General features: G+C 71.2%; 27 protein-coding genes, 1 tRNA gene and 1 pseudogene. 15 read left to right on the forward strand and 14 right to left on the reverse strand.

Translation table 11 applies throughout. The annotated features are described in order from the left end of the window. Positions 1–251: 251 nt before the first annotated feature. The 6 genes from eno to FRZ03_RS25535 all read left to right on the forward strand — a co-directional run bounded on the left by eno (position 252) and on the right by FRZ03_RS25535 (position 6,964). Positions 252–1,532, forward strand: coding sequence for a phosphopyruvate hydratase (eno, locus tag FRZ03_RS25510; RefSeq protein ID WP_177329902.1), 1,281 nt, complete (start codon positions 252–254; stop codon positions 1,530–1,532). A gap of 125 nt (positions 1,533–1,657) precedes the next feature. Next, the gene (locus FRZ03_RS25515) at positions 1,658–2,134 is read left to right on the forward strand and encodes an FtsB family cell division protein (protein WP_146467481.1); all 477 of its coding nucleotides are present in this window, start codon (positions 1,658–1,660) and stop codon (positions 2,132–2,134) included. A gap of 46 nt (positions 2,135–2,180) precedes the next feature. After that, positions 2,181–2,720, forward strand: a complete 540-nt coding sequence (locus tag FRZ03_RS25520; RefSeq protein ID WP_146467482.1) for a DUF501 domain-containing protein — start codon at positions 2,181–2,183, stop codon at positions 2,718–2,720. Continuing rightward, the gene (locus FRZ03_RS25525; RefSeq protein WP_146467483.1) at positions 2,717–3,658 is read left to right on the forward strand and encodes a Ppx/GppA phosphatase family protein; all 942 of its coding nucleotides are present in this window, start codon (positions 2,717–2,719) and stop codon (positions 3,656–3,658) included. The genes FRZ03_RS25520 and FRZ03_RS25525 overlap by 4 nt, the downstream gene beginning before the upstream one ends. A gap of 443 nt (positions 3,659–4,101) precedes the next feature. Further along, entirely contained in the window at positions 4,102–5,475 is a 1,374-nt protein-coding gene (locus FRZ03_RS25530) for an NAD(P)/FAD-dependent oxidoreductase (RefSeq protein ID WP_146467484.1), read from the forward strand. A 199-nt stretch (positions 5,476–5,674) separates the two neighbouring features. After that, positions 5,675–6,964, forward strand: a complete 1,290-nt coding sequence (locus FRZ03_RS25535) for an SAM-dependent methyltransferase (RefSeq protein WP_146467485.1) — start codon at positions 5,675–5,677, stop codon at positions 6,962–6,964. A 63-nt stretch (positions 6,965–7,027) separates the two neighbouring features. Here the strand turns inward: FRZ03_RS25535 and FRZ03_RS25540 are convergent, their stop codons facing one another. Together FRZ03_RS25540 and FRZ03_RS25545 are read right to left on the reverse strand one after the other, a co-directional pair. Next, on the reverse strand, positions 7,028–9,556 hold the full coding sequence (locus tag FRZ03_RS25540; protein WP_146467486.1) for an ABC transporter permease: 2,529 nt from the start codon (positions 9,554–9,556) through the stop codon (positions 7,028–7,030). Continuing rightward, positions 9,556–10,326, reverse strand: a complete 771-nt coding sequence (locus FRZ03_RS25545; RefSeq protein WP_146467487.1) for an ABC transporter ATP-binding protein — start codon at positions 10,324–10,326, stop codon at positions 9,556–9,558. Before FRZ03_RS25545 ends, FRZ03_RS25540 begins: the two co-directional genes overlap by 1 nt. Before the next feature lie 421 nt (positions 10,327–10,747). On the opposite strand from FRZ03_RS25545, the gene FRZ03_RS25550 reads away from it, so the two are divergent. Together FRZ03_RS25550 and FRZ03_RS25555 are read left to right on the forward strand one after the other, a co-directional pair. Further along, a tRNA-Leu gene (locus FRZ03_RS25550) sits at positions 10,748–10,834 on the forward strand. A gap of 190 nt (positions 10,835–11,024) precedes the next feature. Further along, positions 11,025–11,912 (forward strand): Bax inhibitor-1/YccA family protein, encoded by an 888-nt coding sequence (locus tag FRZ03_RS25555; protein WP_146467488.1) that lies wholly within the window; start codon positions 11,025–11,027, stop codon positions 11,910–11,912. 75 nt (positions 11,913–11,987) lie between these two features. Here the strand turns inward: FRZ03_RS25555 and FRZ03_RS25560 are convergent, their stop codons facing one another. After that, positions 11,988–12,218: a DUF4287 domain-containing protein gene (locus FRZ03_RS25560; protein ID WP_146467489.1), complete on the reverse strand. Its 231-nt coding sequence runs from the start codon at positions 12,216–12,218 to the stop codon at positions 11,988–11,990. 99 nt (positions 12,219–12,317) lie between these two features. Between FRZ03_RS25560 and FRZ03_RS25565 the strand changes: the two genes are divergently transcribed. After that, on the forward strand, positions 12,318–12,629 hold the full coding sequence (locus FRZ03_RS25565; protein ID WP_186785611.1) for a hypothetical protein: 312 nt from the start codon (positions 12,318–12,320) through the stop codon (positions 12,627–12,629). 32 nt (positions 12,630–12,661) lie between these two features. Here FRZ03_RS25565 and FRZ03_RS25570 read toward each other — a convergent pair whose 3' ends face one another. From FRZ03_RS25570 to FRZ03_RS25580, 3 genes are all read right to left on the reverse strand, one after another. Beyond that, the gene (locus FRZ03_RS25570; RefSeq protein ID WP_146467490.1) at positions 12,662–13,441 is read right to left on the reverse strand and encodes a hypothetical protein; all 780 of its coding nucleotides are present in this window, start codon (positions 13,439–13,441) and stop codon (positions 12,662–12,664) included. A gap of 294 nt (positions 13,442–13,735) precedes the next feature. Continuing rightward, on the reverse strand, positions 13,736–14,956 hold the full coding sequence (locus FRZ03_RS25575) for an acetyl-CoA C-acetyltransferase (RefSeq protein WP_146467491.1): 1,221 nt from the start codon (positions 14,954–14,956) through the stop codon (positions 13,736–13,738). A gap of 187 nt (positions 14,957–15,143) precedes the next feature. Further along, the gene (locus tag FRZ03_RS25580) at positions 15,144–16,163 is read right to left on the reverse strand and encodes an SGNH/GDSL hydrolase family protein (protein ID WP_186785612.1); all 1,020 of its coding nucleotides are present in this window, start codon (positions 16,161–16,163) and stop codon (positions 15,144–15,146) included. A 159-nt stretch (positions 16,164–16,322) separates the two neighbouring features. Between FRZ03_RS25580 and FRZ03_RS25585 the strand changes: the two genes are divergently transcribed. Then, positions 16,323–17,714, forward strand: a complete 1,392-nt coding sequence (locus tag FRZ03_RS25585) for a cystathionine beta-synthase (protein WP_146467492.1) — start codon at positions 16,323–16,325, stop codon at positions 17,712–17,714. Positions 17,715–17,783: 69 nt separating this feature from the next. On the opposite strand, the gene FRZ03_RS25590 is transcribed toward FRZ03_RS25585, so the two are convergent. From FRZ03_RS25590 to FRZ03_RS25605, 4 genes are all read right to left on the reverse strand, one after another. Beyond that, positions 17,784–18,035, reverse strand: a complete 252-nt coding sequence (locus FRZ03_RS25590; protein ID WP_146467493.1) for a hypothetical protein — start codon at positions 18,033–18,035, stop codon at positions 17,784–17,786. Continuing rightward, a complete protein-coding gene (locus tag FRZ03_RS40545) occupies positions 18,028–18,249 on the reverse strand; it encodes a hypothetical protein (RefSeq protein WP_146467494.1) in 222 nt (73 codons plus the stop codon). Before FRZ03_RS40545 ends, FRZ03_RS25590 begins: the two co-directional genes overlap by 8 nt. Before the next feature lie 146 nt (positions 18,250–18,395). Then, a complete protein-coding gene (locus FRZ03_RS25600) occupies positions 18,396–18,587 on the reverse strand; it encodes a DUF397 domain-containing protein (RefSeq protein WP_146467495.1) in 192 nt (63 codons plus the stop codon). Beyond that, positions 18,584–19,423 (reverse strand): helix-turn-helix domain-containing protein, encoded by an 840-nt coding sequence (locus FRZ03_RS25605; protein WP_146467504.1) that lies wholly within the window; start codon positions 19,421–19,423, stop codon positions 18,584–18,586. Before FRZ03_RS25605 ends, FRZ03_RS25600 begins: the two co-directional genes overlap by 4 nt. A gap of 111 nt (positions 19,424–19,534) precedes the next feature. On the opposite strand from FRZ03_RS25605, the gene FRZ03_RS25610 reads away from it, so the two are divergent. Together FRZ03_RS25610 and FRZ03_RS25615 are read left to right on the forward strand one after the other, a co-directional pair. Then, a complete protein-coding gene (locus FRZ03_RS25610; RefSeq protein ID WP_146467496.1) occupies positions 19,535–19,738 on the forward strand; it encodes a hypothetical protein in 204 nt (67 codons plus the stop codon). Positions 19,739–20,068: 330 nt separating this feature from the next. Then, positions 20,069–20,332 carry a hypothetical protein gene (locus tag FRZ03_RS25615; protein ID WP_146467497.1) on the forward strand — a complete coding sequence of 88 codons (264 nt, stop codon included), beginning with the start codon at positions 20,069–20,071 and terminating at the stop codon, positions 20,330–20,332. A 417-nt stretch (positions 20,333–20,749) separates the two neighbouring features. On the opposite strand, the gene FRZ03_RS25620 is transcribed toward FRZ03_RS25615, so the two are convergent. The 3 genes and pseudogenes from FRZ03_RS25620 to FRZ03_RS25630 all read right to left on the reverse strand — a co-directional run. Then, positions 20,750–21,193, reverse strand: a complete 444-nt coding sequence (locus tag FRZ03_RS25620; protein WP_146467498.1) for a hypothetical protein — start codon at positions 21,191–21,193, stop codon at positions 20,750–20,752. Between the two features lie 84 nt (positions 21,194–21,277). Continuing rightward, positions 21,278–21,751: a carbonic anhydrase gene (locus FRZ03_RS25625; protein WP_261399339.1), complete on the reverse strand. Its 474-nt coding sequence runs from the start codon at positions 21,749–21,751 to the stop codon at positions 21,278–21,280. Between the two features lie 32 nt (positions 21,752–21,783). Then, a pseudogene (locus FRZ03_RS25630) lies at positions 21,784–22,134 on the reverse strand (MerR family transcriptional regulator); the annotation flags it as partial. Between the two features lie 60 nt (positions 22,135–22,194). Between FRZ03_RS25630 and FRZ03_RS25635 the strand changes: the two are divergent. The 3 genes from FRZ03_RS25635 (at position 22,195) to FRZ03_RS25645 (ending at position 25,082) form a co-directional block, all read left to right on the forward strand. Beyond that, a complete protein-coding gene (locus FRZ03_RS25635) occupies positions 22,195–23,400 on the forward strand; it encodes an MFS transporter (RefSeq protein ID WP_146467499.1) in 1,206 nt (401 codons plus the stop codon). 139 nt (positions 23,401–23,539) lie between these two features. Then, a complete protein-coding gene (locus FRZ03_RS25640; RefSeq protein WP_146467500.1) occupies positions 23,540–24,385 on the forward strand; it encodes a MurR/RpiR family transcriptional regulator in 846 nt (281 codons plus the stop codon). Positions 24,386–24,527: 142 nt separating this feature from the next. Next, entirely contained in the window at positions 24,528–25,082 is a 555-nt protein-coding gene (locus tag FRZ03_RS25645) for a hypothetical protein (protein ID WP_146467505.1), read from the forward strand. 6 nt (positions 25,083–25,088) lie between these two features. Here FRZ03_RS25645 and FRZ03_RS25650 read toward each other — a convergent pair whose 3' ends face one another. Beyond that, positions 25,089–25,463 (reverse strand): roadblock/LC7 domain-containing protein, encoded by a 375-nt coding sequence (locus tag FRZ03_RS25650; RefSeq protein WP_146467501.1) that lies wholly within the window; start codon positions 25,461–25,463, stop codon positions 25,089–25,091. Positions 25,464–25,723 lie beyond the last annotated feature (260 nt).

Here is a 25,723-nt window from a genome sequence, read left to right on the forward strand (position 1 = left end):
CCCCGCCCCGGCGCGATTTCCCCCGTTCGCGCCCGGGCGGGGTCTTTCGTTTCCCACTCTTCGGCGGGGCCTCACCCTGGACCCCCTTTGTTCCGGGGGTGAACAATGGGTACCGTCTGCGTGTCCCTCCCGTCCACGGGACGGTCGGTCGGTGGCCGACGCCCCCTGGACGGTTAGGCTCTAGTCGCAAGGCACAGCCGTAAGGCAGACCGCCCCGCACTTCCAGCGTCACATCCAAGAAGGAGATGCTCGTGCCGTCCATCGACGTCGTCGTAGCCCGGGAAATCCTGGACTCCCGAGGCAACCCCACGGTCGAGGTCGAGGTCGGCCTCGACGACGGCAGCACCGGTCGTGCCGCCGTCCCGTCCGGCGCCTCCACCGGCGCCTTCGAGGCCATCGAGCTGCGCGACGGTGACCCCAACCGCTACCAGGGCAAGGGCGTCGAGAAGGCCGTCCTCGCCGTCATCGAGCAGATCGGCCCGGAGCTGGTCGGCTACGACGCCACCGAGCAGCGCCTGATCGACCAGGCCATGTTCGACCTGGACGCCACCGACAACAAGGGCTCTCTCGGCGCCAACGCCATCCTCGGCGTCTCCCTGGCCGTCGCGCACGCCGCCTCCGAGGCGTCCGACCTGCCGCTCTTCCGCTACCTGGGCGGCCCCAACGCGCACCTGCTGCCGGTGCCGATGATGAACATCCTGAACGGCGGCTCGCACGCCGACTCCAACGTGGACATCCAGGAGTTCATGATCGCCCCGATCGGCGCGGAGTCCTTCTCCGAGGCGCTGCGCTGGGGTGCCGAGGTCTACCACACCCTCAAGAAGGTCCTGAAGAACAAGGGCCTGGCCACCGGCCTGGGCGACGAGGGCGGCTTCGCCCCGAACCTCGGCTCCAACCGCGAGGCCCTGGACCTCATCCTGGAGGCCATCAAGGAGGCCGGCTACGCCCCCGGCGAGCAGATCGCCCTCGCGCTCGACGTCGCCGCCTCCGAGTTCTACAAGGACGGCAAGTACCTCTTCGAGGGCAAGGAGCGCTCCGCCGCCGAGATGACGGAGTACTACGAGGAGCTGGTGGCGGCCTACCCGCTGGTCTCCATCGAGGACCCGCTGTTCGAGGACGACTGGGCCGGCTGGAAGGTCATCACCGACAAGCTCGGCGACAAGGTCCAGCTGGTCGGCGACGACCTGTTCGTCACCAACCCCGAGCGCCTCGCCCGCGGCATCGAGGAGGGCACCGCCAACGCCCTGCTGGTCAAGGTCAACCAGATCGGCTCGCTGACCGAGACCCTGGACGCCGTCGAGCTGGCCCAGCGCAACGGCTTCAAGTGCATGATGTCGCACCGCTCCGGCGAGACCGAGGACGTCACCATCGCCGACCTGGCCGTCGCCACCAACTGCGGCCAGATCAAGACCGGCGCCCCCGCCCGCTCCGAGCGCGTCGCCAAGTACAACCAGCTGCTGCGCATCGAGGAGATCCTGGACGACGCCGCGGTGTACGCCGGCCGCAGCGCCTTCCCGCGCTTCAAGGGCTGAGCCACCCGGCCGGTCCCGACCCGCTCCGGGCCGGGACTTGGCCAGTCGTACGTACGTCCCCGTACCCGGTCCCGTACCGTGTCCGGGGACGTACGCACGTGTGAAAGGGGAGGCGGAGAGCCGACATGGCCGTCAGGGACCGGGACCGTTTCTCCACCACGACCAGACTGCGGCTGCTGGGCGAGCAGACGGCGGCCCGGGTCTACCGCTCGCAGACCAAACGGCAGGCCCGCCGCTCGCGGCTGACCGGCCGGGCGGCACTGCTCGCGCTGGTGCTCTGCTCGCTGGTCGTCGCCCTCGCCTACCCGATGCGGCAGTACGTCTCCCAGCGCGCCCAGATCTCCGATCTCCAGCGGCAGGAGACCGAGGCCCGCCAGCGCGTCGAACAACTGCGCGACCTCAAGGCCCGCTGGCAGGACGACGCCTACGCCGAGCAGCAGATCCGCAAGCGGCTGCACTATGTGAAGCCCGGCGAGACCGGGTACGTGGTCATCGATCCGGGCGCGGCCCGGCAGTCCCGCGCCGACCTGAGGGCCGCCCACCGGCCCTGGTACACCAACATCTGGGACGGGGTCGACAAGTCCGACGCCTCCGACCAGTGACCGGCCCCGTGCCGGTGACCCACAGAAAGCCAGTCTGAAAGCAGTCATGGAAACCCCTCCGCCGCCCACTCCGCGCACCGAGCCCACCGACGCGGACGTCGAGGCGTTCAAGCAGCAGCTCGGCCGTCCCCCGCGGGGCCTGCGGGCCATCGCGCACCGCTGCCCCTGCGGCCAGCCGGACGTCGTGGAGACGGCGCCCCGCCTGCCCGACGGCACGCCCTTCCCGACGCTGTACTACCTGACGTGCCCCAAGGCCGCCTCGGCCATCGGCACGCTGGAGGCGAACGGCGTGATGAAGGAGATGACCGAGCGCCTCCAGAGCGACCCGGAGCTGGCCGCCGCCTACCGGGCCGCGCACGAGGACTACATCCGGCGCCGGGACGAGATCGAGGTCCTGCGGGACTTCCCGAGCGCCGGCGGCATGCCGGACCGGGTGAAGTGCCTGCACGTCCTGGTCGCCCACTCACTGGCCGCGGGACCGGGCGTCAACCCGCTCGGCGACGAGGCGCTCGCGATGCTGCCGGAGTGGTGGCGCAAGGGCGCGTGCGTGACGTTCGAGCAGGAGCCGAAGGAGGAAGCGCAGTGACCCGTGTCGCCGCCGTCGACTGCGGTACCAACTCCATCCGGCTGCTGGTCGCGGACGCGGACCCGGCGACGGGCGAACTGGTCGACCTGGACCGCCGGATGACGATCGTGCGGCTCGGCCAGGGCGTCGACCGCACGGGCCGGCTCGCCCCCGAGGCGCTGGAGCGCACCTTCGCCGCCTGCCGCGACTACGCGGAGATCATCAAGGAGCACGGCGCCGAGCGGCTGCGCTTCGTCGCCACCTCCGCCTCGCGCGACGCCGAGAACCGCGACGAGTTCGTGCGCGGGGTGCTGGACATCCTCGGCGTGGAGCCGGAGGTCATCACCGGCGACCAGGAGGCCGAGTTCTCCTTCACCGGCGCGACCAAGGAGCTGACCGGCCGCGAGGACCTCGCCCGGCCCTATCTGGTGGTGGACATCGGCGGCGGCTCCACCGAGTTCGTCGTCGGCGATGACCATGTGCGGGCCGCGCGCTCGGTGGACGTGGGCTGTGTGCGGATGACGGAACGGCACCTGGTGCACGGCGGCGAGGTCTGCGACCCGCCCACCGAGGAGCAGATCGCCGCGATAAGGGCCGACATCGAGGCCGCCCTGGACCTCGCGGAGCGGACGGTGCCGCTGCGCGAGGCGCGCACCCTGGTGGGCCTGGCCGGCTCGGTCACCACCGTCTCCGCGATCGCCCAGGACCTGCCCGAGTACGACTCGGCGCGCATCCACCACTCCCGCGTCTCCCGCGCCCGGGTCCGCGAGATCACCGACCGCCTCCTGCACTCCACCCACGCCGAACGCGCCACCATCCCCGCCATGCACCCGGGCCGTGTCGACGTCATCGGCGCGGGCTCCCTCGTCCTTCTGGCGATCATGGAGCGGATCGGCGCGGAGGAGGTCGTCGTGTCGGAGCACGACATCCTCGACGGCATCGCCTGGTCGGTGGCGTAGACCACTTTGCTACTGGCGGGTAACATCCGGCTGAGCAGGCCGGATAACGTTTGAGCGACTTCGAGGGGCCCCGCGGGGCCCCTCGTCGGCATCCCGGCGGAAACCTTCGTGAAGTTCTTCACAAGGAAATGGGTCCTGACCGGTGCCCGAAGGGGGCCGGTCGGCCCTTCCGGGGGGTCAAAACCCGTTTGAACATGTTCAGATGACGCGCGCAAAGATGGCCGGAAGGGGGTGTTCCAGAGGCCGCTCCGGGGTCCGGGCGATCACCTCGCCGACCCGGACGGGCAGCTCACACGGCCTTGACAACGGTACGAACCGCCGCGCGGTTCCCTCCCGGCCCCATGACCTGCGCCACGTGGGTCGCGGAGTTTAACACAGCCCCTCCACAAGCTTGTGAAGGGGCGCACGAGCCACCCCCCTGGGGCGGGTGGATACTCGATGCCATGAGCACCACGGAGCGTCCCAGGATCCTCGTAGTAGGCGGTGGGTACGTAGGCCTGTACGCAGCTCGGCGCATTCTCAAGAAGATGCGCTACGGCGAGGCGACCGTCACGGTCGTCGACCCCCGGTCGTACATGACCTACCAGCCCTTCCTCCCCGAAGCCGCCGCCGGCAGCATCTCCCCTCGGCACGTCGTCGTCCCGCTGCGACGCGTGCTCCCGAAGGCGGAGGTCCTCACCGGCCGGGTCACCACCATCGACCAGGACCGCAAGGTCGCGACGATCGCCCCGCTGGTGGGCGAGGCGTACGAGCTGCCGTTCGACTACCTGGTCATCGCCCTCGGCGCGGTCTCCCGCACCTTCCCGATCCCCGGCCTCGCCGAGCAGGGCATCGGCATGAAGGGCATCGAGGAGTCCATCGGCCTGCGCAACCACGTCCTGGAGCAGCTGGACAAGGCCGACTCCACGACCGACGAGGAGATCCGCCGCAAGGCGCTCACCTTCGTCTTCATCGGCGGTGGCTTCGCGGGCGCGGAGACCATCGGCGAGGTCGAGGACATGGCCCGGGACGCCGCCAAGTACTACCGCAACGTCTCCCGCGAGGACATGCGGTTCATCCTCGTCGACGCCGCCGACAAGATCCTTCCCGAGGTCGGCCCCAAGCTCGGCCAGTACGGCAAGGAGCACCTGGAGAGCCGCGGCGTGGAGATCTACCTCTCCACCTCGATGGACTCCTGCGTCGACGGCCACGTGGTGCTGAAGAACGGCCTGGAGGTCGACTCCAACACCATCGTGTGGACGGCCGGCGTCAAGCCGAACCCGGCCCTCGCCCGCTTCGGCCTCCCGCTCGGCCCGCGCGGCCACGTGGACACCGCCGCCACCCTCCAGGTGCAGGGCACGGACTACATCTGGGCCGCCGGCGACAACGCCCAGGTCCCGGACCTCGTCGGCCGCAAGGCGGGCAACGAGAACGCCTGGTGCCCGCCGAACGCCCAGCACGCGCTGCGCCAGGCCAAGGTCCTCGGCGACAACGTGGTCTCCGGCATGCGGGGCTTCCCGCAGAAGGAGTACGAGCACGCCAACAAGGGTGCGGTCGCCGGTCTCGGCCTGCACAAGGGCGTGGCGATGATCGTCATGGGCAAGATGAAGATCAAGCTCAAGGGCCGTCTCGCCTGGTACATGCACCGCGGCTACCACGGCCTGGCCATGCCGACCTGGAACCGCAAGATCCGCATCTTCGCCGACTGGACGCTCGGCATGTTCCTCAAGCGCGAGGTCGTGTCCCTGGGCGCCATGGAGAACCCCCGCGAGGAGTTCTACGAGGCCGCCAAGCCCGCGCCGGTCGCCGCCGCGAAGACCGAGGCCAAGGCTTCCTGACCCGAGGCACTCGCCGGACCATCCGAAAGACCTCCTGCCATCCGTGGTGCGGGAGGTCTTTCGGCGTTCCCGGGGACCCATCTGGGTGGCCATTGCAACTTTTTGCCCACTCGTAACTCCATTGCGGGACTGTGCAAGACGACCGACGGTGTTTACGTGGTAACCGGCATCCGGGATCGTCGTCTTGGAGGTGTGCGTCATGGCCGACGCCGCGTCGCGGCTGAACAGTCTTGCCGAGCAGATGCTGGGGGCTCCGCTCCCGGTACGGCTGCGGGCCTGGGACGGATCACAGGCCGGGCCCCCCGGCGCTCCCACGCTCGTCGTGCGCAACCGGCGCGCCCTGCGCCGCATCCTGTTCAAGCCGGGCGAGCTGGGCCTGGCCCGCGCCTGGGTCGCCGGGGACCTGGACATCGAGGGCGACCTGTACACGGCGCTGGACGGCATGGCCGCGCTGATCTGGGAACGCGGTGAGGACGGCCGCACCCTCCGCCAGGCCGTGCGCGACCCCGCCGTCCGCGCCGCCGCCCGCGAGCTGGTCAAGCTCGCCGGCCCGCCGATCCCGCCCGCGCCGCCGTGCGAGGAGGTCCGCAGACGCCGCCATCTGCACACCCGCGGCAGCGACAAGCGCGCCATCAGCCACCACTACGACGTCGGCAACGACTTCTACGAGCTGGTCCTCGGCCCCTCGATGGTGTACTCCTGCGCCTACTGGGAGGACGGCGGGACCCTGGAGTCCGCCCAGCGCGACAAGCTCGAACTGGTCTGCGCCAAGCTCGGCCTGAAGGAGGGCCGGCGGCTGCTGGACGTCGGCTGCGGCTGGGGCTCCATGGCGCTGCACGCGGCCCGTGAGTACGGGGTGAGCGTCGTCGGGGTCACCCTCTCCCAGGAGCAGGCCGTGTACGCCCGCAAGCGCGTCGCCGACGAGGGGCTGACCGACCGGGTGGAGATCAGGGTCCAGGACTACCGGGACGTCACCGACGGCCCCTTCGACGCGATCTCCTCCATCGGCATGGCCGAACACGTCGGCGCCGAACGCTACCTGGAGTACGCCAGCCGCCTGTACGACCTGCTCACGCCCGGCGGCCGGCTGCTCAACCACCAGATCGCCCGCCGCCCGCAGCGCGACGAATCGGCGTACAACGTGGACGAGTTCATCGACGCCTACGTCTTCCCGGACGGCGAGCTCGCCCCCATCGGCACCACGGTCACCCAGCTGGAGCGCGCCGGGTTCGAGGTGCGCGACGTACAGGCCCTGCGCGAGCACTACGCCCGCACCCTGCGCCAGTGGGTGGCCAACCTGGAGGCCGACTGGGACCGCGCCGTGCGCCTGACCAGCCCCGGCCGGGCCCGCGTCTGGCGGCTGTACATGGCCGCCTCCGCGCTCGCCTTCGAGCGCAACCGCATCGGCGTCAACCAGGTCCTCGCGGTCCGCACCCCGGACTCGGGCGCCTCCGGGCTCCCGTCGCGCACCCGCACCTGGCAGGGCTGAACCGGCCGGCACGGCGAAGGGGCCCCGCGGTCGCGGGGCCCCTTCGGTGTCGTACGGCGCCGGCTACTCGGCCTTGATGGCCGCCAGCACGTTCAGCCGGGCCGCCCGGCGGGCCGGCCACAGCGCGGCCAGCACGCCGACCGCGCCCGCCATCAGCAGGAAGACGGCCAGCCGGCCCCAGGGCAGGACCAGTTCGTAGGTGGGCATCCTGGTGCCCACCAGCTGACCGGCCGCCCAGCCGAAGAACACGCCCAGACCGATGCCGAGCACGCCGCCGAAGAGGGAGATCACCAGGGACTCCAGGCGGACCATCCGCTTGATGCCCCTGCGGTCCAGGCCGATCGCGCGGAGCATGCCGATCTCCTGGGCGCGTTCGAACACCGACATCGCCAGGGTGTTGACGACGCCGAGCACCGCGACGATCACCGCCATGCCGAGCAGGCCGTAGACCATGTTCAGCATCAAGGTGAAGGCCTGCGCGATGCTGTCGGACAGGTCCTTCTTGTCCTGGATCTTGATCGCCGGGTTGGTGCCCAGGGCCTTCGCCAGCCGGTCCTTGGTCGAGGCCGACGCGCCGTCGGCCGTCTTGACCATGACCTGCATGTCGGCGGGGTGGCTCAGATGCGGGGTGAGCACCGCGTCGTCGAGCATGATGCCGCGGATCATGTCGTTGCCGTCGTAGATCCCGGCGACGGTCAGGGACTGCGCCTTGCCGTCCTCGAAGTGGGCGGTCAGGTGCGAACCGGGGGTCCAGCCGTACTCCTTGGCCCGCTCCTTGTCCACGACGATCCGTGTGCCGCTCACCGTGAAGCTGCCCTGGTCCACCTTCAGGTCCGTCAGCTTCGCGATGGACGCGCCGTCGACGCCGGTCAGGAACTCGGTCTTGCCGTCGATGCGGGACTCGGCGTTGCGCAGCGGGCTGCTGGAGGTCACCCCGTCGGTGGCGGCGAGCTTCTTCGCCACGTCGGGGGAGAGCGGGGAGCCGTTGGCCATCGAGACGACGTAGTCGGCGCGGATCGCCGAGGCGGCCATCTTGTCGATCGAGTGCTGGAGGCTGCCCGCCATCACCGTCATGCCGGTGATCAGGGTCAGGCCGATCATCAGCGCCGAGGCGGTGGCCGCCGTACGGCGCGGGTTGCGCACCGAGTTCTGGCGGGCCAGCTTGCCCGCGATGCCGAACGCGCGCATCAGCGGGGCGGCGGCCGCGATCAGCGGGCGGGACAGCAGCGGGGTCAGCACGAACACGCCGATGATCAGCAGCACGGCGCCGAGCCCCATCGGGGCCTGGCCGGAGTCGCCGTCCATCGTGGTGGCGGCGAGGATCACCGTCACACCGGCCGCCGCGAACAGCGCGCCGATGGTGTTGCGCAGCACCAGGGACTTGGTGGTCGCCTTGGCGTGCACGCTGTTCATCGCCGCCACCGGCGGGATCTTCGCGGCCCGGCGGGCGGGCAGCCAGGCGGCGAGCATGGTGATGAGGACGCCGACCACGAGGGCGGCGGCCACCGTTCCGGGGCTGATCACCAGCGGGCCGTCGGGCATGTTCCCGCCGAAGGAGCCGACCAGGGCGCGCAGGCCCGCGCCGATGCCGATGCCGGCGAGCAGACCGGCCACGCCGGCGACCGCGCCGACCACGAACGCCTCGATCAGCACCGAGCGGGTGACCTGGCGGCGGGAGGCGCCGACCGCGCGCAGCAGGGCCAGTTCCTTGGTGCGCTGGGCGACCAGCATGGTGAAGGTGTTGGCGATGATGAAGGTGCCGACGAACAGGGCGATGCCCGCGAACACCAGCAGGCCCGTCTTCATGCTGCTCATGCCGTCGGCGATCGTCTTCGCCTGGTCGTCGGCGAGCTTCTTGCCGGTGGTGGTCTCCACCTGGTGGGCGGGCAGCGCCCGGTCCAGCTGGGCCTTGAGCGCAGCCTGGCCGGTGCCGGGCTTCGCCGTGACGTCGATCTCGTCGTAGGTGCCGTTCTTGCCGAACAGCGCCTGCGCGGTGGGCGTGTCGAACAGCGCGAGGCTGCCGCCCGCGGTCACGTTGCCGTCGTCGGTGGTGAAGATGCCGGCGACGGTCGGGGTGAGCACGGGCCCGTCGACCGAGAGCCGCACGGTGTCGCCGACCTTGTAACCGGCCCGCTCGGCGGACTTGGAGTCGAGCAGCACCTCGTTCCCGCCGTGCGGGGCGTGACCGGCGACCAGCGGGTAGCGGGCGTCCTTGGCCCCCCAGTAGTTCCCGCCGCGGGACTGCCAGTCGCCGCCGACGAGCTTGCCGTGCTTGTCGGCGACGGCGGTGAAGCCGCCGACGACGCCGGTGGCGGAGGCGGCGCCGGGCACCTTGCCGGCCGTCTCCAGCATGGCCTGGGTCAGGTCCGGCGTCTTGCCGACCCGGTCGCCCCGGGAGTCCTGGTACTTGGGCTGGACGGCGACGTCCACCTGGTCGAAGCCCTTGGCGGAGCTGTTCTGGAAGGCGTCGGAGACGGTGTTGGTGAAGACGAGGGTCCCGGAGACGAAGGCCACGCCGAGCATGACGGCGAGCACCGTCATCAGCAGCCGGGCCTTGTGCGCGAGGACGTTGCGCAGGGCGGTGCGGAACATCAGCTGGTACGGCCCTTCGCGTCGAACTGCTTCATGGTGTCGAGCACGGACTCGGCGGTCGGGCCGTACATCTCGTCCACGATCCGCCCGTCGGCGAGGAAGATCACCCGGTCCGCGTAGGCCGCGGCGACCGGGTCGTGGGTCACCATGACCACCGTCTGGCCCAGTTCGCGCACGGAGTTGCGCAGGAAGCCGAGGACCTCGGCGCCAGAGCGCGAGTCGAGGTTGCCGGTCGGTTCGTCACCGAAGATGATCTCCGGCTTGGAGGCGAGGGCGCGGGCCACGGCGACGCGCTGCTGCTGGCCGCCGGACAGCTGGGCGGGCCGGTGGCCGAGCCGCCCGGACAGCCCCACCATCTGGATGACCTGGTCCAGCCACGCCTTGTCGGGCTTGCGGCCCGCGATGTCCATCGGCAGCGTGATGTTCTCCAGCGCGGTCAGCGTCGGCAGCAGGTTGAAGGCCTGGAAGATGAAGCCGATCTTGTCCCGGCGCAACTTGGTGAGCTGCTTGTCCTTGAGCGAGCCCAGCTCGGTCTCGCCGATCCGCACGGAGCCGGAGGAGAAGGTGTCGAGGCCGGCCACACAGTGCATCAGCGTGGACTTGCCGGAGCCGGACGGGCCCATGATCGCGGTGAACTCGGCCTGCCCGAAGTCGACGGAGACCTTGTCCAGGGCGACCACCCGGGTCTCACCCTGCCCGTAGATCTTCGACAGCTCCGTGGCGCGTGCGGCCACGGCGGTGGCCGTGCGTGCGGTGGGTGTGGTGGTCACGGGACGGTGCTCCTCGGGACGGCGTGTTCATGGGGACTGCTCCATCGTCCCGTCCCGTGCGGCCCGGGGAGTCAGCCGCTGTTCCGGTTCCCGGGGGCGACTCGGGTCGGACCGCGGGGGTGCCCTGTCATACCTGGGGAGGACTCCCGACCCTGAGCCGCCCGGGGCCCTTGCCGTCCCGTCCGCCGTGACCAGGCGGTGTAGAGAACAGGTGGGGCGCCCTTCTTCGGACGGTGAAATTCCGTCATTTCACATACAGGTGCACGTGCGTCACGTCACGCTACTGGCAAGTGCGGACGACCGGTTCCGTGGTCTGATGCACCCTCAGACGTCAATAAAATAAGACAACATCGGCCCGCCACTCCGCTGTTCGGGGGATGCGTCCCGATAGGCTCGGACCTCGAAGCGGAGCCCATGGCCTGCCCGGATGGTGGAATGCAGACACGGCGAGCTTAAACCTCGCTGCCCCTTCGCGGGCGTGCCGGTTCAAGTCCGGCTCCGGGCACCACTCACTTCACGCGCTCGGTCGGTGACAAGTTCGTCTTGGATGGCGATCACCCGTGGCCCGGGCGCCCTCCTTTGCGTAGCGTGTGGACCGACACGGCAGGGGAAAGATCCTCCTCAGGTAGCATGATCGATCCTTTGCCAATCCATTACGCTTGAGCCAAGGCTGCGCACGGCAGCCATGGAGGAGTGAGATGAGGAGCAGCAACCCGGTCTTCTCGCGACGGGGGTTCAGCCGCGACAACGGCTACGCCGGCTTCAACACCGCAGCGCAGGCCGGGTACGCAGGGGCCAACCCGTACGCGCAGAACCCCTACGCCCAGAACCCGTACGCGCAGGACCCGTACATGCCGGCCGGCCACGCGCCGTCCGACGCCGAGTACGGCGCCCCGCCGCAGGCCGCCGGCACCGACCGGATGACGATGGACGACGTCGTCGTCCGCTCGGCCATGACGCTCGGCACCGTCGTGGTGGGCGCCGTCCTCGCCTGGGCGCTGCTGCCGGTCTCGCCCACGAGCTACGGCCTGGCCGTCGGCTCCGCGCTGATCGCGTTCGTGCTGGCGATGGTCCAGAACTTCAAGCGCACCCCGGCACCCGCGCTGATCCTCGGGTACGCGGCCTTCGAGGGCATCTTCCTCGGCGTCATCAGCGAGATGTACAACAGCCGCTGGCAGGGCGCCCCCTTCCAGGCGGTGCTCGGCACCATGGCCGTCTCCGGCGCCACCCTGCTCGTCTACAAGGCGGGCTGGATCCGGGTCACGGCCCGTTACGCCCGCATCGGCCTCGCCATCGCGATGGCCTTCCTGGTCGTCATGGCGGTCAATCTGCTGCTGGTCGCGTTCGGCGTCGCCGAGGACGGCGGTCTGCGCAGCTTCGGCCCGATCGGCGCGGTCGTCGGCATCATCGCGATCCTGCTCGGCGCGTTCTTCCTGACGCTCGACTTCAAGCAGATCCAGGACGGCATCGCCTACGGCGCCCCGCGCAACGAGTCCTGGCTCGCCGCGTTCGGCCTCACCGTCACCCTGGTCTGGATCTACCTGGAGATGCTGCGGCTGGTGGCGATCTTCACCAACAACGACTAGCGCGCACCGCGCTGGTGAGAGGGCCCCGGGCGGAACCTGAGTTCCGCCCGGGGCCCTTTGCCGTCGGCGGGTGCCTCAGCGCAGCTTGCGGGCCGCCCGGCGCAGGTCGTACTCGTGCACGATGGCCTTCGCGTGGCCGTACGCCAGGTCGTACTCCTGGCGGAGCCAGCCGACCTTCTCCTCGAAGCGGACCAGGGCGGGGCCTTCCTCGACGGTGCGCAGCCAGTCGGAGACCTCACGGCCGGTGCAGTGCGGGATATGGGCGAGCAGATTGCGATGGGTCTCCTCGGAGAAGACTTGGGACATCGGCACCTCCGGAAACAAAGGGGCTGTGAGCCGGTCCTTCACTGCACCGTGCCCGAGGGTTCGCCTCTTGGCAACAGTGCGGCGCGTTACGCTCGGCGCGTGGTTGATACAACGCCCCTGACCCAAGCAGTGGATCACTTCGCCGACCGGTTGCGCGCGGCGCCGCAGAGCAGGCTCCAGCGTGGTGCCGCCGCGGAGGCGCTGGCGCTGGCAAGGGAACTGGCCCGGCGGGCGCAGGCCGTCGAGGAGCCGGGGAGCGAGCCCCGGGAGATGCCGGACGCGGGGATGTTCGCGGCGGCCGATCAGATCCTGGTCGCGGCGCACGACGTGGCGCTGGTGCTGAAGAGCGACGACGAGGTCGCCGAGGCGGTCCGGCTGGTGGAGGAGGCGCGGGGCCGGGCGGGGGTCTGAGGCCCCGCCGCCGCGCGCGGCCCCGCCGCGGCCTACAGGGACGCGATGACGCGGTCCGCCAGGATGTAGATCATCTCCGTGCCGCAGGCGAAGGTGAGGGTGTAGGCGCCGGAGACGCCCGAACCGCCGAGCAGATAGGGGGCGTCGCCCGCCTCCATGGCCCGCGCCAGCCGCTCCGCCGTCTCGCGGTGACCCGGTGTCATGCACAGCGTGGTGCCGTCCGCGAAGACATAGACGTCGAGGGTGCCCAGCGGTCCGGGGCGGACGTCGGACAGCTCCACCTGGTCGGTTGCCAGTTGCTCCAGCGTGGCGGCCGTCCGCTCGTGGTCGGCCGCCGCCGACCGGTCCGGGACGAAGTCCGGGTGCGAGGGGTGCCGGCGGCGGGCCGCGGCCAGCTCGGGGGACTCCCCGGCGAACTCGTCGGCGTCCGCGGTCGGCTCCGCCACCGGCTCCAGGCCCGCGAAGTCGGACTCCCGGGGCAGGAACGGCTCGTGATCGGGCAGGCCGAGCACCGAGGGGGTGTCGGAGGCGTCGCGGGCCTCCTGCGCGGCCCAGAAGGCGCGCGCCTCGGCGAGTTCCCGCTCCCGCTCCTCGGCGAGCGCCTCGGCCACGGCCGCGCGTATCCGGTCGGTGTCGGCATGGGCGCGGGCGTGCGGCAGCAGCGCGTGCACGGCGGCTGACTGGTTCTCCGCGAGCTGGGCCTGCAACTGAGTGAGCTGCCGGCGCAGCTTCAGCACGGTGCGCAGGACGGCGACGCCCACGGCGCCCGTGGCGGCCGTGGTGAGCAGCAGGGCGATCGGCATGGCGCTCACTGACGTACTCCCAGGTTCAAAGTCGACCCCCGACTTCCTACATCAGCTTGAAGGGCGGACTACCCAGCTGTCAGTGCGTAACGTCACGAAACGGACAGTTCTTTGGTCTCGTGGTTGCTGTGGCCGATGTGTCGGCCGGTGCTGACCTGCGTCGATGTCCGGGGCGGGGGAGATAGGTCACATCCTGGGGGAGATTGGATCACAGAAAGGCCCAGAACCCGGTGGTTTCCGGGGTTCTGGGCCGATCCCTGACCTGAAGTGCGCGATCCGCTACGGACGGTTGGGGAGGGTGGGTCAGCTGAGGCGCTCGATGACCATCGCCATGCCCTGGCCGCCGCCGACGCACATCGTCTCCAGGCCGAACTGCTTGTCGTGCCACTGGAGCGAGTTGATCAGCGTGCCGGTGATCCGGGCGCCGGTCATGCCGAAGGGGTGGCCGACGGCGATGGCGCCGCCGTTGACGTTCAGCTTGTCGAGGTCGATGCCGAGCTCCCGGTAGGAGGGGATCACCTGGGCGGCGAACGCCTCGTTGATCTCGACCAGGTCGATGTCGTCGACGGTCAGGCCGGCCCGGCGCAGCGCCTGCCTGCTGGCCTCGACCGGGCCGAGGCCCATGATCTCGGGGGAGAGGGCGGAGACGCCGGTGGACACGATCCGGGCGAGCGGGGTCAGGCCCAGCTCGCGGGCCTTGGTGTCGCTCATGATGACGAGGGCGGCGGCGCCGTCGTTGAGCGGGCAGCAGTTGCCGGCGGTGACCAGGCCGTCGGGGCGGAAGACCGGCTTCAGCCCGGCGACGCCCTCCATGGTGACGCCGGCGCGCGGGCCGTCGTCCTTGCTGACGACGGTGCCGTCGGGGAGCGTCACCGGGGTGATCTCGCGCTCCCAGAAGCCGTCCTTGATGGCCTGCTCGGCGAGGTTCTGCGAGCGCACGCCGAACTCGTCCATCTCCTGGCGGGTGATGCCCTTCCAGCGCGCCAGGTTCTCGGCGGTCTGGCCCATCGCGATGTACGCGTCGGGGATCAGCCCGTCCTCGCGCGGGTCGTGCCAGGTGGTGCCCTCCTGCTGGGCGACCGCGGCGGTACGGGCCTCGGCCTCGGCGAACAGCGGGTTGTGCGTGTCCGGCAGGCCGTCGGAGCTGCCCTTGGCGAAGCGGGAGACCGTCTCGACGCCCGCCGAGATGAAGACGTCGCCCTCGCCGGCCTTGATGGCGTGCAGGGCCATGCGGGAGGTCTGGAGGGAGGAGGAGCAGTAGCGGGTGATGGTGCAGCCGGGCAGGTGGTCCATGCCCATCTGCACGGCGACGATGCGGCCCAGGTTGTGGCCCTGCTCGCCGCCGGGCAGACCGCAGCCGAGCATCAGGTCGTCGATGTCCCTCGGGTCCAGCTCGGGGATCTTGGCGAGGGCGGCCTGGATGATCGTGGCGGTCAGGTCGTCGGGGCGCAGATCCTTGAGGGAACCCTTGCCGGCGCGGCCGATGGGGGAGCGGGCGGTCGAGACGATGACGGCTTCGGGCATCAGGGCTCCAGTGAACGGGGTTTCGGGCAGGACCGGTTTGGAAGTTACCCGCACGTATGAACCGGGTCACCGGGGTTGCGGTGTGACACTGGCCGCAGTTTTCTAAGCGCTTGCTTGGTCGACCGGGTCGCCCGGGGGTCGCCGGCCCTTCCAGTGCAGCACGGCCGCGCGGCCCGCGGTACGCCGGTCAGGCCGACGGGGTCACCGGTTCGGCCTCCGGGACGCGGCGCCGCCGCCGGCGCTTGAGCAGGGCCCAGGGGCCGCGCGGGCCGGTCGGCATCGCCGCCGTGACCTCCGTACCGGCCTCGGCCGCCGCCTCCGCCGCGGCGCGGGCCACCGGCAGGAAGCCCTCGCGGCGCATCACGTCCGGCCGTTCCTCCTCCGCCGGCCACAGACCCAGCACCGCGCACACCGTGGGCAGCACCGCCATCGCCGCCGTGGCGTAGCCCTCGGCCGAGGGGTGGTAGTTGTCCGGCCCGAACAGCTCCCGCGGGTTCGCCGCGAACTCGGGCCCCAGCAGATCGCCCAGGGACACGGTGCGTCCCCCCTGCTCCACCACCCCGATCGTCTGCGCCGCCGCCAGCTGCCGGGACGCCCGCCGGGCCAGCCAGCGCAGCGGCTGCTGCACCGGCTCGATCGTGCCGAGGTCCGGGCAGGTGCCGACCACCACCTCCGCACCGGCCGTGCGCAGCCGCCGCACGGCCGCCGACAAGTGCCGCACCGAACGCGTGAACGGCATCCGGTGCGTCACGTCGTTGGCGCCGATCATGATCACGCAGACGTCCGGCGCGGGCCCCGGCGACGACAGCACCAGCGCCACCTGCCGGTCCAGGTCGTCGGACTGAGCGCCCGGCAGCGCGACGTTCCGCAGCTCCACCGGGTGTTCCGCCACCGCCGCGAGCCCCGAGGCCAGCAGCGCGCCCGGCGTCTGGCCCGCCCGGTGCACGCCCTGCCCGGCGGCCGTGGAGTCGCCGAGCATCACCAGCCGCAGTGGCGGCTCCCCGGGGACGTCGTAGGAGTGGCCGTACACCCCGTCCGCCACCGGTACCCGGCCGCCGCTGCCGTTGCCCACATGGCGCCGCGCCAGCCGTACCTCCGCGAGCACCAGTCCGACGGCCGCCGCCCCGACCAGTCCGGCCCCGCCCCCGCCGTACGCCGCTCCGGCCGCGATCCGCCGGGCCACGCGCGCCCTCGACATGCTTGTCATGCGCCGCCGCCACCTCCTCCTAGCCCTCCACCCACTCCTTGCCCCGTACAGGGCGTGCGCCAATCTCCACGGGGAGTGAACGACCACGCGGGTCGGGCGCCTGGCCTTAGGCTGGCGGCACCACTAGGACCACACTTTTTGCAGCGACCGGAGACAACGGTGCGATTCCACGAATCGATGATCAGCCTCGTCGGCGACACCCCGCTGGTGAAGCTCAACAACGTGACCAAGGGCATCCAGGCGACCGTCCTGGCCAAGGTGGAGTACTTCAACCCGGGCGGTTCCGTGAAGGACCGCATCGCCCTGCGCATGATCGAGGCCGCCGAGGAGAGCGGGGAGCTCAAGCCGGGCGGCACCATCGTGGAGCCCACCAGCGGCAACACCGGGGTGGGCCTGGCGATCGTGGCCCAGCAGAAGGGCTACAAGTGCATTTTCGTGTGCCCCGACAAGGTGAGCACCGACAAGATCAATGTGCTGCGTGCCTACGGCGCCGAGGTCGTCGTCTGCCCGACCGCGGTCGACCCCGAGCACCCGGACTCGTACTACAACGTCTCCGACCGGCTGGTGCGCGAGACCCCGGGCGCCTGGAAGCCCGACCAGTACTCCAACCCCAACAACCCGCTGTCGCACTACCACTCCACCGGTCCGGAGCTGTGGGACCAGACCGAGGGCAAGATCACCCACTTCGTGGCGGGCGTCGGCACCGGCGGCACCATCTCCGGCACCGGCCGTTATCTGAAGGACGCCAGCCAGGGCAAGGTCAAGGTGATCGGCGCCGACCCCGAGGGTTCGGTGTACTCGGGCGGCTCCGGGCGGCCGTACCTGATCGAGGGCGTCGGTGAGGACTTCTGGCCGACCGCCTACGACCGCACCGTCGCCGACGAGATCGTGGCCGTCTCCGACAAGGACGCCTTCCAGATGACCCGCCGCCTGGCCAAGGAGGAGGGCCTGCTGGTGGGCGGCTCCTGCGGCATGGCCGTGGTCGCCGCGCTGCGGGTCGCCGAGCGGCTCGGCCCGGACGACGTGGTCGTGGTGCTGCTGCCGGACAGCGGCCGCGGTTACCTCTCGAAGATCTTCAACGACGAGTGGATGGCCGACTACGGCTTCCTGGAGGACGAGGGCCCGAGCGCCCGCGTCGCCGACGTGCTGAACGACAAGGCGGGCGCCACCATCCCCTCCCTCGTGCACATGCACCCGGAGGAGACCGTCGGCCAGGCCATCGAGGTGCTGCGCGAGTACGGCGTCTCGCAGATGCCCGTCGTCAAGCCGGGCGCCGGTCACCCGGACGTGATGGCCGCCGAGGTCGTCGGCTCGGTCGTGGAGCGCGAGCTGCTCGACGCCCTGTTCTCCAAGCGCGCCTCCCTGGAGGACCCGCTGGAGAAGCACATGTCGGCCCCGCTGCCCCAGGTCGGCTCCGGCGAGCCGGTCGGCGACCTGATGCAGGTGCTGGGCGCGGCGGACGCGGCGATCGTCCTGGTCGAGGGCAAGCCGACCGGCGTGGTCAGCCGCCAGGACCTGCTGGCCTTCCTGGCCAAGGGCGGCGCCAAGTAACGAACCGACGCGGGCCCCCTCCGGGTGGGAGGGGGCCCGCGCCTGTGCGCGGTGTGTACGGGTCCCTCTTCAGTCGAACATCTTCATCTCGATCTCGACGCGCGCGATGTGTACCCCGGTCTCCTGGCGGAGGCGATGTGCAGCCCACGTCACGGCGTCCTCCAGGGACGGTGCTGCCACCGTGCAGGGGAAGCACACGCCGTTCGGGTCCTGCTCCCACCCGATCTCGCCGCTGGCGAGCACATCCGAGCCGCAGAACCGGTCGGACTGCTCAGCCGTCGGCCGCGCCTCGGGGTACAGGGTGAACCACCACTCACGCACAGTTGCTGTGCTTCCGTGTGAACTCGTCAATGCGCCTCGCCTCCATGCCCGCGCTCGCTGGGGTGGACCACACGAGCTTCTCCCTGTTGCACGAGCAGCAGATCACGAACCCCCACCTGTGGCCGTTCTGATCCCTGGTGACTTTCAGGCCGGCCCGTTCCGCTCGCTTCAGCGCCGCCTCGATGTCGGCCTTGGGATGCCGGTTCCCCTTCATGCGATTACCGCCATACCCGTTTAACGGGCGGGATCCCCTTCGGACACGCCGTCTCGCGTACCACCAGTACCGACATCACGGCTTCCGTGAGGCCGTGAGCAGAGGAACGGGCCCCCGCTCGGAGGAGCCCGTTCCCGTGCGGAGTGTCAGACGCTCCGGTCCGAGGCGAACCGGACGAACGCCGACCAGGAGTCGGCGCTGAAGGTGAGGGTGCCGGCGTCGCGGTCCTTGGTGTCGCGGACGGGGACGGTGCCGGGGAGGTTGGTGGCGACCTCGATGCACTGGCCGCCGTTGTTGCTGTACGAGGACGTGAACCACTGCGGGTTGTCGGTCGTCACGGGGTGCCCTTTCGTAACTTGCTGATCATGGCCACGGATGCCGCCTGTGACAGCGCTTCAGCTTGTAGTTGATGGTAGGCCGTGAGCAGGGGCAGGACCGACGTGCTTTCCCGTTCGAGATGACCCTGCTGAGCAGACTCGGCGTACGCCATGAGTGAGCGGTCCGGCATCGTCAGTACGGTGACCGGCAGATCGAAGGGGCGTCGCTCACCCATGGTGAACGGAGCAACCTGCAGAACAGTATTGGGCTGCTCCGCGAACTCGAGCAGACGAGCCAACTGGGCGTCCATGGTGTTTCCGTTGCCGATGGGCCGTAGCAGACAACTTTCGTCCAGTACGGCGAAGACATGGGGCGGTGGTTTCCGCACGAGCGCGGTCTGCCGATCCGCAACGATCGTCACCCGCTCGCGAGCTTGCTCGGGCGTGATCGCCCCACGTTTTACGGCGCTGTCCGCCAGGGCTGACGTGTACTCCGGTGTCTGAAGCAAGCCGGGGACGACGCCCACCTCGTAGAGCCGGATCTCTGCTGATCGCCCTTCGTACGTGACGAACTCCGGGAAGCCTTCCAGCAGCGCACCGTGCCTCATGTCGCGCCACTCTCCCTCGAACGAGTCGACCGACCCGGCAAGGCCGAACGCCTGGTCAAGCTTGCGCGAGAAACGAAGGGTTGGCGGTTTGCGGGCAGTTTCGACGGCCGAAATATGCTGACTTGAATAGTCCAGCTTCTCTGCCAGCTCCTCCTGGGTCCACCCCTGCTCTTCGCGCGACCTGCGCATACGCGCACCGAACGCTGCTGCGGGACTGGCCTCCGGGTCCAGCTCTCTGCGGTTGACCATCTCGCCCCAACTCGCCCTTCCTGTCTGGCCCATTGAAGGATCCCCGAGTCTAGGCAACTCTGAAGCCGCTCGGTAGCGATTCCGCTACACAGAGGAGTGGTGAGGCGAGACATGACGCGTGAGTGGGACCCGGACGACATGCTGGTCAGGCTGAAGCTCGCCTTCAACGAGGCCGGATGGCTGGTCGACCTGGACGTCATCCAGACGCCCTGGGGGCCGCGCCTCGCCTTCCGCCACGGCCTGGGGCTGGACCACGTGGACGAGCTGATCCTGACGATCGAGGCCGGGATCAAGGCCAGGGTGATCCGGCCTTGACGATGACTCTCGCGGTGTACCGGGTGGACCGCCGGGGGCACCGGCACCTCGTGCGGGCACGGCACGAAGTGACGCCCCTCAAGCGGCCGGAATTCTCCAGCGCTTGGCCGCCGTGCGAGTGCCCGAGGCACCGTGACGGCAGGCGCCCGTGAGGCCCCGGCCTCTGCCCGCATCGACCAGTTCAACCGACCATTTCACCTCGCCTGGGAGCCCACGATGTTCCGATGCAAGGCCACGACCGGCTTGGACGACGGTGTCCGAGCCCTCGCGGAGCAGATTCCGTCCCCGCGTGCGGACGTCGACTGGGCGTCGTCCCCTTCGTTCCGGTGCATGCTCGAAGACGTTCCCCACGAACGCCACGTGGCCTTCCTCCGTACCGGCGCGAGCGCGGCCCCGGACTCCGACGTCTTCGTGTGCTGGCGCGCCGGGGCGCCCGGGCAGTGGCTCGAGGACATCGAGTGCTGCATGAACAGGCAGAACCCCCTGGCCACGGGCTGCACCATCTTCAAGGGGCACCCCGGGCGGTGCGACTGGCAGTACGTCGACCCCGAGGACATGGCCATCCAGGCGGCGGCCGACCGGCTGCCCCTGTGACCCGGCGGCAGGCGAACCGGCCGGAGTGGGAACGCGCCGCGGCCATGTGTCTGAGCCGTGCCGGCGAACTCCGGGTGACCGCGGCCGCTCCAACCGCCGCGGAACTGGTACGAGGGCGTCATGTGCACGCAGCACCCGCTTAACACGCGTACGGCACATTGGTGGGTGTCGGCAGGACGGAAGGACACCTCCCGGGCATCGCACCCCGCGTGAGCTCCCCCGTACCGGCCGGCGTCGAACGGCGTCAGGACCTCCGGAGCGGCTCCCGGACCTCCATGGACGCCCTGGACGCAGCCGGGCCTGACCCGGCCCGCGTCCCTCGCGGGGACCGCCGTCGTCCCGCCCCCCGGCAACGGGGGTGCGGCGGTCCCCGCTCACTCCTTCCCGCGGCGCGTGGATCGGGCCGGATCGGGCCGGTCAGTCGGCCGTGCCGGTCCGCCCGCGTCCCGGGAGCAGTTCCGGGTGGAGCCGTATCGCCTGTGCCGCGTTGACTCCGACGATGCCGATCCAGGTGACGACCATCCCGGCGAGTCCCGCCATGGCGGCGCCGATCGCGGACAGCGGGATGGCCAGGACCAGGGTGAGCAGGGCGAAGCCGTAGCGCTCGCCCCAGGTGTCGGCGGCCGGGCGGGGCCGCCGGTCGCCGCGCGCGGTCGCCATCTGCTGCTCGGCCAGCTGCCGCCGCACCCGGCGGTCCACCGCGCCGTCCAGCCGCTGCTCGACCTTTTCCAGGAAGGACTCGACCAGGGCGGAGTCGTAGTCGTCGCCCAGGTCCCTGCGGGCCCGGACGGTGGCGTCGAGGTCCTTCCGCAGCTCGGCGTCGCTCCTGAGATCGGCGTCCTGCGGGTCACGTGCGCTCATGTCCCTCACCCTAGGGAGCCGCCTGCCCCCGGCGCACTGGGGAAAGCCCCCCTCTCGGGGTGGAGGGGTCCACCCCGGGAACCCTTAGGGCAGCAGGGACACCAGCCCCGAGGCGGCGTCGAGACGGGCGGCCACCACCTGGGCCGCGGCGAAGGCGGGGTCGGCCCGGATCGCGTCCCGCACCCAGGCCGTGTGGGCACGCAGCGTGTGCTCGGCCCAGTCGCCGGGCCGGCCCCGGGTGCGGCGGGCGGCCGGGGCGATCTCGTCCACCAGCAGCTCCAGATGGCCCGGCACCGGGGCCCCGGTGCGCAGCCGCTCCAGCGTGGCGGTCACGGCGGCGCAGCGTTCGTGTCCGAGCACCAGCACCAGCGGGACGCCGAGCTCCTGCACGCCGTACTGGACGGCGCCGAGCACGGCCTCGTCCAGCACCTGCCCGGCGGTGCGGCTGCACAGCAGCTCCCCGAGCGGCTGGTCGAAGAGCAGCTCCGGCGGGACGGACGGCGTGCCCGAGCCCGCGTGCGAGGCCGCCCAAGAAGCGGTATCGGGGCGGCCTCGCACGCGGGCTCGGGCACGCCGTCCGTCCCGCCGCGGCGGACCGCCGCGACGTACTCGGAGATGGCGTCCCGGCTGCGGAGCAGGCACTCGATGCGCCGGCTCATCCGGTCCAGTTCCCGCTCCAGCGTCGCCATCGTCTCGGGGGTCGCGTCCGTGACGTGGATGGCCCGCGGCTGCTTCAGGCAGGGCAGGATCTGCTTGATGACGCGGGTCGGCAGCCCGGAGTCGAGCAGCCCCCGGATCTGGAGCACCCGGTCCACGCTGCGCTCGGGGTAGTCTCGGTAGCCGTTGGCCGAGCGGTCCGGGACCAGCAGTCCCTGCTCCTCGTAGTAGCGCAGCATCCGGCGCGGTGTGCCGGTGCGTTCGGCCAGTTCCCCGATGCGCATGAGACGCCTCCCCGAGCGGACTTGACCTTCACATAGGTGTGAGGGTTCGAGGCTACAGGCATGTCGACCTCTCGGACATCACCCCGCACCGGCGCGCCCTCGGCGCGGGCCGCCGCGCTGCCCGTATCCCCGCTCCTGGCCCTGTGCACGGCCGCTTTCCTGAGCATCCTCACCGAGGCCCTGCCCGCCGGCGTCCTGCCGGAGATGGCCCGCGACCTCTCCGTCGGCGAGGCCGCGGCGGGCCAGACGCTGACGGTCTACGCGATCGCCACGGGCCTGTCGGCGATCCCCGTCTCCCTGGCCACGGCGGGCTGGCGCCGCAAGCGGCTGATGCTGCTCGCGGTCCTGACGTTCGCCGTCGCCAACGCCGTCACCGCGCTGTCCGCGGACTACCTGCTGACCATGGCCGTCCGGCTGGCCGCCGGGGTCGCCGCGGCCGTGGTGTGGGCCGAACTCGTCGGCTACGCGCGCCGGCTGGCGCCCCCTCGGCTGGTGGGCCGGGCCATCGCGATCACCATGGCCGGCGTCCCGCTGGCCCTCTCCCTGGGCATCCCCATCGGCACCTTCCTGGGTGGACTGCTGGGCTGGCGGCCCACCTTCGGCCTGGTGGCCCTGGTCTCGCTGCTGCTGCTCGGCTGGATCGCCCGCTCGGTGCCGGACTTCCCCGGCCGGCGGCCCGGCGAGCGGGCGCCGGTCCGCGGGGCGCTCAGGCTGCCCGGTGTGATCCCGGTGCTGTTCGTGGTGGCCGCGTACGTGCTGGCGCACAACATCCTCTACACCTTCGTCGCCGCGTTCCTCGACCGGCGCGGCATGGGCGGCTCCCGGGATCTCGTCCTGCTGGTCTTCGGCATCGCCTCGGTGGTGAGCATCCTGGTCACCGGCGCCCTGGTCGACCGCAGGCTGCGTGGCCTGACCATCGCCAGTGCCGCCCTGTTCCTGGTGGCGGCCGGTCTGCTGGCGGCACCGGCCACGGGCGCCGTGGCGGTCTACGGCGCCATGGTGCTGTGGGGCCTGGGCTGGGGCGGTCTGTCCGCCCTGCTCCAGACCGCGGTCACCGACGCGGGCGGCGACCGGGGCCAGGCCCTGCTGGTCACCACCTGGAACTCGGCCATGGCCGCGGGCGGCGCGGCCGGCGGCCTCCTGCTCCAGGCCTTCGGCGCCGGGTCCTTCCCGTGGACGGTACTGATCCTGCTGGCCCCCGTGCTGACCGTCGTACTGACCGCCCGCACGCACGGCTTCCCCGCGGAGCGGCCGGGGGTGGAATGAGGCTCCGGGACGGAGCGCGGGCCCCAGGTTGCGTTGTATAAAGGTATACAGAGCAACCTATTCTGAATATCAGCCCGTGTTCGGCACGGCCTCGGCGCTGTACTCTCCCGGGGCGGCGAGGACAACCGAGGGGGAGTACATGATGAGCGTGACCGACAGCCCGGCCAACCGGTTGCAGGCGCTCTTCGAGGGCCACCGGCTCACGCCGACCCAGCGCCGCATCGCGCACAGCATGGTGCGGCGCGCCGCCGACGTGCCCTTCCTGTCCAGCGTGGAGCTGGCCGAGCTGGCCGGGGTCAGCCAGCCGTCGGTGACGCGGTTCGCGGTGGCCCTCGGGTTCGACGGGTATCCCGCGCTGCGCAGGCACCTGCGCGAGGTGGTACCCGCCGAGCCCGCCCCCGAGAACGGCGTGCACAACGAGTACCAGCTCGCCGTCGAGGCCGAGATCGAGAACCTGCGGCACCTCGCGGACCTGCTCGCCGATCCGCGCCCGGTGCGGCAGGCCGGCCGCATCCTCGCCGCCTCCCGCCCGCTGCCGGTGCTCGGGCTGCGCGCCGCCGCCTCCCAGGCGTACGGGTTCGCCTACTTCGCCGCCAAGGTCCACCCGGACGTCCGGCTGCTGGAGGAGGGCGGCACGATGATCCAGGACCGCATCGACGCCGCCGTCCGCGCGGGCGCCAGCGCGCTGCTGTGCTTCGCGCTGCCCCGGCATCCGCGCGAGGTGGTCGACACCCTCGCCTACGCCAAGGAGGTCGGCCTGACCGTCGTCACGGTCGCCGACTCCGCGTTCGCGCCCGTCGCCAAGCACTCCGACCTGCTGCTGCCGGCCGCCGTCGGCACCGGGCTGGCCTTCGACACCGCGTGCGCGCCGATGCTGCTGGGCCGGGTGCTGCTGGAGGCGGTCTGCGACGACCTGCCGGACGCGCAGGCCCGCCTGGAGGAGTTCGACGCCAAGGCCGCCGCGCGGGGGCTCTTCGTGGAGTGAGCCCACCGCGGGGCCCCGGTCCTCTCAGCTTTGTCTCACGTTCGCCCGCTAATGTCCCGGCCATCTGTGGAGACACGTGACACGGGAGGCCGACGTGGCGCGCGCGGGACGCGAAGGACGCGGTGGACAGGGACTGGCCCGGGTGGCCGTCGTCGTACGGGCGGGAGCCGCTCCGCTGTGGTGGCTCGGCGTGGCCGCCGCGGCGATCGGCGCCGCGCCGCAGGGGCTGACGGGGCGCCGGATCGGGGTGCTCGCCGGGGCGGCGCTGTTCGTCGTCGGCGCCGCGGTGGTGGCCCTGGCGCGCCGGGGGCGGTACGCGGCCCTCGTGCGGGGCGTGGCCCGCGCGGGCAAGTACGACGTCCTCCAGGACCGCGCGGTGACGGTGCGCGCCTGGCGCCGCGGGCACCGCTGGTGGCTGCTGCTGGCCGGGGCCGCCGCGCTGGGCTCCGCCTTCGCCGTGCCGATGGCCGGCGGGCTGCTGCTGGCCGGGTGCGGCACCGGGCTGCGGCTGAAGGCCGCCTGGCTCGGCCGGCGCGAACAGGCCCTGGACACCCTGCTGTGGGTGCGCGTGGACTGGCTCGACCGGCGCGGCGGCGGCCCGGCGGGCAAGGCCGTCAAGGGTCTGCGCGGCACGGGCGTCGCGGCCGGCGACGCGGCCCCGGGCGGGGCCCGCCGCCGTACCGCGGCCCTCGTCTGAGCGGGGTCAGACCTCCAGGTCCTCCTCGATCCGCTTCAGCTGGTGGCGGGCCATCGCCAGGTTGGCCCGGGAGGAGTCCAGGACCAGGTAGAGGAACAGGCCGTTGCCGCCGCGCCCCTTGAGTAGGCGGATGAGGTGGTACTGGTCGCTGAGCGCGATGAGGATGTCCTCGATCTCGCTGGTGAGGCCCAGCATCTCCATCGTGCGCATCTTGGCGCGGATCACGTCGGTGTTGCCGGCCGCGGCCACGTTCAGGTCGAAGGTCTTGGTGCCGCCCATCGTGCCCAGCGCCATCCCGCTGGTGTAGTCGACGAGCGCGACGCCGGTGGCGCCCTCGATCGAGGTCAGCGCCTCTTTGAGGGCGGTCTCGGTGTTGGCCATGTCGGGTCCTCTCAACTGTCGGTTGTGGTGCGTGCGGTGGTGGTGCGCGGCGTGCGCGTGGGCCGGGTGCGCGCGGGCGCGGGGGGCGCGGACCGGCGCGCGGCAGCAAAGGGGGTGCTGAGGCGATGGGGGGCTCCGCCGTCGCCCCTGTATGGGGGGCAGCCTGAGTGCGGACCCGGCGGCCGGCCGGCCGTTCTCGGAGCGGTACATCACGCCCTCCTCGCGCGACCCCGGGTCATCGGGGTCCATGGTGGGGCACG

Source organism: Streptomyces misionensis (genome assembly GCF_007896895.1).
In the GTDB taxonomy this organism is placed as follows: domain Bacteria; phylum Actinomycetota; class Actinomycetes; order Streptomycetales; family Streptomycetaceae; genus Streptomyces; species Streptomyces misionensis_A.

Excerpts from the sequence above, each read along its gene's own strand:
- FRZ03_RS25515 (WP_146467481.1), top strand. The coding sequence starts at position 1,658 with ATGGCCGTCAGGGACCGGGACCGTTTCTCCACCACGACCAGACTGCGG.
- FRZ03_RS25520 (WP_146467482.1), top strand. The coding sequence starts at position 2,181 with ATGGAAACCCCTCCGCCGCCCACTCCGCGCACCGAGCCCACCGACGCG.
- FRZ03_RS25530 (WP_146467484.1), top strand. The coding sequence starts at position 4,102 with ATGAGCACCACGGAGCGTCCCAGGATCCTCGTAGTAGGCGGTGGGTAC.
- FRZ03_RS25535 (WP_146467485.1), top strand. The coding sequence starts at position 5,675 with ATGGCCGACGCCGCGTCGCGGCTGAACAGTCTTGCCGAGCAGATGCTG.
- FRZ03_RS25540 (WP_146467486.1), bottom strand. The coding sequence starts at position 9,556 with ATGTTCCGCACCGCCCTGCGCAACGTCCTCGCGCACAAGGCCCGGCTG.
- FRZ03_RS25555 (WP_146467488.1), top strand. The coding sequence starts at position 11,025 with ATGAGGAGCAGCAACCCGGTCTTCTCGCGACGGGGGTTCAGCCGCGAC.
- FRZ03_RS25560 (WP_146467489.1), bottom strand. The coding sequence starts at position 12,218 with ATGTCCCAAGTCTTCTCCGAGGAGACCCATCGCAATCTGCTCGCCCAT.
- FRZ03_RS25575 (WP_146467491.1), bottom strand. The coding sequence starts at position 14,956 with ATGCCCGAAGCCGTCATCGTCTCGACCGCCCGCTCCCCCATCGGCCGC.
- FRZ03_RS25580 (WP_186785612.1), bottom strand. The coding sequence starts at position 16,163 with ATGACAAGCATGTCGAGGGCGCGCGTGGCCCGGCGGATCGCGGCCGGA.
- FRZ03_RS40545 (WP_146467494.1), bottom strand. The coding sequence starts at position 18,249 with ATGAAGGGGAACCGGCATCCCAAGGCCGACATCGAGGCGGCGCTGAAG.
- FRZ03_RS25605 (WP_146467504.1), bottom strand. The coding sequence starts at position 19,423 with ATGGTCAACCGCAGAGAGCTGGACCCGGAGGCCAGTCCCGCAGCAGCG.
- FRZ03_RS25610 (WP_146467496.1), top strand. The coding sequence starts at position 19,535 with ATGACGCGTGAGTGGGACCCGGACGACATGCTGGTCAGGCTGAAGCTC.
- FRZ03_RS25615 (WP_146467497.1), top strand. The coding sequence starts at position 20,069 with ATGCTCGAAGACGTTCCCCACGAACGCCACGTGGCCTTCCTCCGTACC.
- FRZ03_RS25620 (WP_146467498.1), bottom strand. The coding sequence starts at position 21,193 with ATGAGCGCACGTGACCCGCAGGACGCCGATCTCAGGAGCGACGCCGAG.
- FRZ03_RS25635 (WP_146467499.1), top strand. The coding sequence starts at position 22,195 with ATGTCGACCTCTCGGACATCACCCCGCACCGGCGCGCCCTCGGCGCGG.
- FRZ03_RS25640 (WP_146467500.1), top strand. The coding sequence starts at position 23,540 with ATGATGAGCGTGACCGACAGCCCGGCCAACCGGTTGCAGGCGCTCTTC.
- FRZ03_RS25650 (WP_146467501.1), bottom strand. The coding sequence starts at position 25,463 with ATGGCCAACACCGAGACCGCCCTCAAAGAGGCGCTGACCTCGATCGAG.